Below are 6,412 nucleotides of genomic sequence, written 5' to 3'. Positions count from 1 at the left end.
GTCGGCGGCGTCCGCGCGGAACGCCATCGCGCCCTCCATGCGCTCGCGCTGGTCGCCGGCGGCCCCGAGCTCCTGGGACAGCACGAGCTGGCTCAACGTCAACACGAGCGTGACGCCGGTGATAGTTGAGCCGACGAGCGCGTTGAACAGCGTCTCGTGCGGATCGCCCTCCGTCAGGAGCACGTACGCCGGCGTCGGCAGCAGCGATCCGACCGCCACTATCGACGCGAACAGCACCACGAGCAGGCCGCCCGCGACCACGTTGCGGTCAGCGTCGAGGACGACCCACGTCCACCGGTTGCTTCCAGGGCCGCGTTCCCGCATCTGGTCGTCCGGTTGGCTCTGGCCGCTGTCTGCCATACTGGTTGTACGACGCCGGAACTGAAAAAAATACTCGCAGATGCGTGCGTCGCCCGCCGCTCGACGCCCGTCGGTGCCGGGATGGGTCTCGGTCCGGGGGCAGTGCGTTTCTCAGTCCGTGCAGGCGGGTCGGAGTGGCCTGCCTGTCAGGTGCGTTCTTGCTCGCGGATGGCTTCCAGCTCCTCCTCGACGGCGTCCTCGTCGACGTCTTCGATGGCTTCAGAGAGTTCCGCCTCGTCCGCGTCGTCGATGGCGTCGGCGTGTTCCGCCTCGTCGACGTCGTGTTCGAAGTCGGGTGTCTCGCCCTCGACAGCCACGTCGACGGGTTCGGCGGCGTCCTCGCCGCGGACCTCCGACTGGATTTCCGCCAGTTCCGCGTCCACGTCGTCGCGCTCGGCCGCCAGTTCGCGGTCGATGCGGTCGTCGTCGGAGACCGCGCCGTCCAGGACGCCGCGGTCGCTCAGTTCGTCCATCGCGGCCGCCCGCGCCTCCATCTCCTCGGTCTGGGTCTTCGCGCGTTCGATTGCGCGCGCCACGTCGTCGTCCCCGACGCCAGTCACCGTCTCTGAGACGCGCGTCTGCGCCTCCGCGGCCTCGTGGCGCGCCTTCATGGTCTCCTTTTTCGTGCGGAACTCCTCGACTTTCGCCTCCAGCTCGTCCTTCTGCTCCTCGAGGTCACGCTGTGTCCGCTCGAGGTCCGCGATTTGGTCGTCGAGCTCCGCGACCTGGTCGCGTTTCGCCTGCTTCTTCTCGAGCGCGCGGCGCGCGAGGTCGTCGCGGCCCTGCTTGACGGCCTCCCACGCCTGGTCGTCGTGTTTCTCGACGTTCTGCGCGAGTCGCTCCTGCTGGACCTCCAGTCGCTTCTTCTGCGCAGTGAGGTCGGCCAGCCCCGTCTCCACGTCCTGGAGTTGGTCGCGGAGGCGCTCGTAGGAGTAGTCCAGCGTCTCCGTCGGGTCTTCGGTGGACCTGACAAGGGCGTTCAGCTTCGACCGGACCGCGTACGAGATTCGTGATACGATACCCATACTCGTGGGTTGGGCCTCAGCACGTAAAACGTTCACCGCGGAACAGGAACGAACACCGAGCGGCGTTCCCACAAAGCACTTCGTGGCGCTACCCTAACCGGTCTACGTGACTCGGCGTTCGCGACGGGCGGTACTCGTCGCTGGCGCGGCTACGCTCGCCGGCATTGCGGGATGCCAGACGCTGGCGCCCGGCAGCACGGACGACACTACCACGAAGCCGTCCGGTAGTACTGAGACGGCCACCACCGGCACGGAGTTCGACCCATCGGTGTTGTCTGCGAGCGCCACCGTCGCCCAGCAGCCGACCGCTGACGCCCCACCGACCATCGAACTCGCCCTCGAGAACACCGGCGACCGCGAGGTGCCCGTGCGTCCCGCCGACCACAACGGCTACCCCATGGAGGGGGTCCTCGCGTGGCCGAGCGACGACCCCTACTTCGTGTGGATCCCGCCGGAATCGGAGCACGTCTCGCTGTCCGAGCACCCGGACTCTCGTCGAGACGGGTGCTGGCGGCTGTCCGAGGGCGCGGAGCCGGCGGTCGCCGACATCCGGCAGCACCGGACCATCGTACCGGGCGAGTCCTTTGCCGTAACCCACGAGGTCTTCTTCCACGGGTCGCCGGACGGCTGTTTCTCGGCCGGTGAGTACAGCGTCGACGCAACGTTTGCCGCTGCAGAGACCGACGAGGATGGCCCCGTGTTCACCGCGACGTACACTCTCACCATCGCCGACGATGGGACGTTCTCGATGACCGCGGACGGCCCCGGGAGAGATTCGTAGTTCCCATCTGCACGCCGGTCTACTGAGACCGCAGCCTTCACGGCTCTAGGTGGGGTAGGAGCGCACATGCATCACGAGACCGTGCTCGTGCCGGGCGCGCGCGACGTCGAGGCGACGCTGGACGCGCCGGACAGCGACGCCGCCGACGACCCGACTTCCTGCGTCGTGCTGTGTCCGCCTCACCCCCAGCACCGCGGCCACCGCGGCGACGACCGCCTCCTCGCCGTCTCCGAGTACCTCGTCGACCGCAACACTGCCGCGCTCAGGTTCGACTACGGCGAGTGGGACGAGGGAATGGGCGAACGCGAGGACGCGCGGAACGCCATCCGCTGGGCGAGCGAGCGCTACGAGGACGCCGGCGTGTTCGGGTTCAGTTTCGGCGCGAGCGTCGCCCTGCTGGCGGCCGCGACCGTCGGCAAGACGCTGTGCGCCGTCTCCGTGCTCGCGCCCACGGCGGAACTGCCCGCGGGACTGAACGCCGTGAGCGCGCTCGAGGACATCGACGCGCCCGTGCAGGTGGTGTACGCGTCCCGGGACACGACCGTGGACTGGGAGCCGGTCGTCGAGGCCGCCGAGGCATTGGACTACGACGTCGTCGAACTGGACGGCGACCACTTCATGGTCGGCCGGATGGACACCGTCGCGGAGACGGTCGGGCCGTTCCTGTTCGACGCGTGCTGAAGTCGATTGAATCGGTCCGCTTCGACGCGGGCTGATGACGGTTGGGCCGTTCCGCCTCGACGCGCGCTGACGGCGTGATTGCTCGCGGTGGTTCCCGCCCGGAAATAGGTCCCTATCGTGCCAGCACGTGGCTCACACAGCGGCGTCCCGAAACCGTTTTTGCCACGCCGACCGCACGGTCAGTATGCCGACGGAGACCGGATACGACCCGTCACTGGGGAGCAAGTTCGTGTTCGTCACCGGTGGCGTGATGTCAGGGCTGGGGAAAGGCATCACAGCCGCCAGCCTGGGCCGCCTTCTCTCGAACGCGGGCTTCGACGTCACCGCCGTGAAAATCGACCCGTACCTCAACGTGGACGCGGGCACCATGAACCCGTTCCAGCACGGCGAGGTGTACGTGCTGAGAGACGGCGGGGAGGTCGACCTCGACCTGGGGAACTACGAGCGGTTCCTCGACGAGGACATGACCTCCGACCACAACGTCACCACGGGGAAGGTCTACCAGCACGTCATCGAGCGCGAGCGCGCCGGCGACTACCTCGGGAAGACCGTCCAGATCATCCCGCACATCACCGACGACATCAAGCGTCGCGTCCGCGAGGCCGCCGAGGGGTCGGACGTCTGCCTCGTGGAGGTCGGCGGCACCGTCGGGGACATCGAGGGGATGCCGTTCCTCGAGGCGCTCCGACAGTTCAGCCACGAGGAGGACGACGAGGACATCCTGTTCGCGCACGTCACGCTCGTGCCCTACTCCCAGAACGGCGAGCAGAAGACCAAGCCCACCCAGCACTCCGTGAAGGAACTCCGGTCCATCGGTCTCCAGCCGGACATCCTCGTGGGGCGCTGCGAGGACCGCCTCGACCCGCACACGAAGGAGAAGATCGCGCTGTTCTGCGACGTGCCCACGGACGCCGTGTTCTCGAACCCCGACGTCGAGGACGTCTACCACGTCCCGCTGACCGTCGAGGAGGAGGGCCTCGACGAGTACGTCATGGACCAGTTCGACCTCGCCGCGGACGCGCTCCCGGAATCCGAACGCTCCACCGAGTGGCGGGACCTCGTCACGCGGGAACGAACGGGCGAAGTGGACATCGCGCTCGTCGGGAAGTACGCGCTCGAGGACGCCTACATGAGCATTCACGAGGCGCTCAAGCACGCCGGCCTGGAGAAGAACGTCGACGTGAACCCCCTCTGGGTGGACTCCGAGGAGATGCAGGACCACCACGAGGACCGCCTGCAGGAGGCCGACGGCATCGTGGTCCCGGGCGGCTTCGGCTCGCGGGGCACGGAGGGCAAAATCGAGGCCATCCGGTACGCCCGCGAACACGACGTTCCGTTCCTCGGTCTCTGTCTGGGCTTCCAGCTCGCGGTCGTGGAGTACGCGCGCAACGTCCTCGGGATGGAGAGTGCGCACTCCACGGAGATCGACGAGGACACGCCGTACCCCGTCATCGACCTGCTGCCCGAGCAGTACGACCTCGAGGACCTCGGCGGGACGATGCGGCTGGGCGCCCACGAGACCGAGATCGAAGCGGGGACGCTGGCCCACGACCTCTACGGCGACACGTCGTGCACGGAACGCCACCGCCACCGCTACGAGGTCAACCCGGAGTACATCGACGACCTCACGGAGAACGGCATCACGTTCTCCGGGAAGGCGGGCAACCGCATGGAGATCCTGGAGTACGACGACCACCCATTCTTCTTCGGGACGCAGTTCCACCCCGAGTTCCGCTCGCGGCCGACCCGCGCGAGCCCGCCGTTCGTCGGCCTGCTGGAGGCCGTCCTGGACCGCACGGAGACCGACGGCCACGGTGAGCGCACCACAGACAGTGACAGCGGCGTCGACGCCGAGGAGGTGACCAACTGATGGTGGATGTCGAATCCTTCGTCACGGACGCCAGAGCCGAGATCAGCGAGGCGCTGGGCGAGGACACCGCTATCATCGCGCTGTCCGGCGGCGTCGACTCCTCGACCGCGGCGGCGCTGGCCTACGAGGCGGTCGGCGAACAGCTCGTCCCCGTCTACGTCGACACCGGCCTGATGCGGAAGGGCGAGACGGACGAGATCCGGGAGGTGTTCAGCTTCATGGACACCCTCCGAATCGTCGACGCCCAGGACCGCTTCCTGGACGCCCTCGAGGGCGTCACCGACCCCGAGGAGAAGCGCCACGTCATCGGCGAGCAGTTCATCCGGGAGTTCGAGACGGTCGCCGACGAGGTGGACGCGGACTACCTCGTGCAGGGCACCATCTACCCGGACCGCATCGAGAGCGAGGGCACGATCAAGTCCCACCACAACGTCGGCGGCCTCCCGGAGCGCGTGGACTTCGAGGGCATCGTGGAGCCGATGCGGGACCTCTACAAGGACGAGGTGCGGGAAGTCGCGCGCCACCTCGGCCTCGAGGAGATCATCAGCGAGCGCATGCCGTTCCCCGGCCCGGGCCTGGCGGTCCGCGTGCTCGGCGAGGTCACGGCGGAGAAACTCGAGGTCGCCCGCGAGTCGACGGCCATCGTCGAGGAGGAACTCGAGGAGTACGACCCCTGGCAGGCGTTCGCCGCCGTCCTCGGGAAGGCGACCGGCGTGAAGGGCGACAACCGCGTCCACGGCTACGTCGTCGCCGTGCGCTCCGTGGAGTCCCGCGACGGGATGACGGCGCGCGCCCAGGAACTGGAGTGGGAGACACTCCAGAAGCTGCAGTCCCGCATCGCCGGCACCATCGACAACGTCTCACGCGTCGTCTACGACGTGACGCACAAACCACCCGCGACCATCGAGTACGAGTAAGTCAGCATGAAGGCCATCGTCGTCGGACCCGACCGCGGTATCGCCGACGCCCTCGACGCAGAGGGCGTGGAAGTAACCAGAATCGAGGGCGTCGCGTCGGGCGAACGCCTCCGGGACGCGGGCGTGGACGACGCCGACCTGCTCGTCGTCACCGACGCCGGCGAAGCCACCGCGATTCCGGTCGCGAAGGAGCGCAACCCCGACCTGAAGACAGTCGCGTACTCGCCGGATTCGATGCCGGAGTTCGTGAAGGGCGTCCTCGACCTCGCGGTCGACCCCGCGCTGCTGGACGCCGCGACCGTCGCCGAAGAACTGGCCTGACGGTCGCTCCGGGCCTCGGGAACTGCCCTGGGGCCGTCACTGACCCCGGCCCGAACGAACGGTTCTGACGGACGTCTCCGACCCCGAGTTCTAAGCCGTTCGCCCGCCATCGTTCGGGCGTGTCACTCGATTGCTATCCGGACCTGTCGCCGGACGCCGGCGAGGTCGTCACCGAGGAACTGTACTACTCCGGCGACGCGCTCGTGAAGGCGTTCGCGCTCGGGCCGGGCGGCGAGGTGGAACCGCACGAGCACGCCGACCAGACGAACGCGTTCCACGTCCTCGAGGGCGAGGTCGTGGTCGTCCAGGGCGACGAGGAAGCGGTCGTGAGCGCGCCCGGCGTGGTCGTCCACGAGCGCGGCGTCCCGCACGGCGCGCGCAACGACAGCGACGACGTCGCCGGTGTTCACGGCGACGATGGCGCCGGATGGAGTAGGCGGCACGCGGCGAGCCGGCG

The 6,412-nt window shown here is 68.2% G+C and carries 6 protein-coding genes and 2 pseudogenes; 6 read left to right on the top strand and 2 right to left on the bottom strand.

Annotated elements, in window-relative coordinates:
* Window positions 1-360, bottom strand: a pseudogene (locus GRX66_RS15195) (hypothetical protein); the annotation flags it as partial.
* Window positions 361-506: 146 nt separating this feature from the next.
* Window positions 507-1,385 carry a PspA/IM30 family protein gene (locus tag GRX66_RS15190; RefSeq protein ID WP_159527308.1) on the bottom strand — a complete coding sequence of 293 codons (879 nt, stop codon included), beginning with the start codon at window positions 1,383-1,385 and terminating at the stop codon, window positions 507-509.
* A gap of 106 nt (window positions 1,386-1,491) precedes the next feature.
* Here GRX66_RS15190 and GRX66_RS15185 point away from each other — a divergent pair, with 106 nt between their 5' ends.
* The 6 genes and pseudogenes from GRX66_RS15185 to GRX66_RS15160 form a co-directional block, all read left to right on the top strand.
* On the top strand, window positions 1,492-2,166 hold the full coding sequence (locus GRX66_RS15185; RefSeq protein ID WP_159527307.1) for a hypothetical protein: 675 nt from the start codon (window positions 1,492-1,494) through the stop codon (window positions 2,164-2,166).
* Between the two features lie 66 nt (window positions 2,167-2,232).
* A complete protein-coding gene (locus tag GRX66_RS15180) occupies window positions 2,233-2,847 on the top strand; it encodes an alpha/beta hydrolase (protein ID WP_159527306.1) in 615 nt (204 codons plus the stop codon).
* A gap of 184 nt (window positions 2,848-3,031) precedes the next feature.
* Entirely contained in the window at window positions 3,032-4,717 is a 1,686-nt protein-coding gene (locus GRX66_RS15175; RefSeq protein WP_159527305.1) for a CTP synthase, read from the top strand.
* Complete coding sequence (gene guaA, locus GRX66_RS15170; RefSeq protein WP_159527304.1) at window positions 4,717-5,634, top strand: glutamine-hydrolyzing GMP synthase; 918 nt, start codon at window positions 4,717-4,719, stop codon at window positions 5,632-5,634. Before GRX66_RS15175 ends, guaA begins: the two co-directional genes overlap by 1 nt.
* Window positions 5,635-5,640: 6 nt before the next feature.
* Window positions 5,641-5,955, top strand: coding sequence for a DUF7126 family protein (locus GRX66_RS15165; RefSeq protein WP_159527303.1), 315 nt, complete (start codon window positions 5,641-5,643; stop codon window positions 5,953-5,955).
* Window positions 5,956-6,074: 119 nt separating this feature from the next.
* Window positions 6,075-6,412 (top strand): annotated as a pseudogene (locus tag GRX66_RS15160) (cupin domain-containing protein); the annotation flags it as partial.

The organism is Halobacterium bonnevillei (genome assembly GCF_009831555.1).
GTDB lineage: Archaea > Halobacteriota > Halobacteria > Halobacteriales > Halobacteriaceae > Halobacterium > Halobacterium bonnevillei.
Note: the sequence above shows the minus strand (reverse complement) of the source record. Positions and strands in the feature narration are given on the sequence as shown.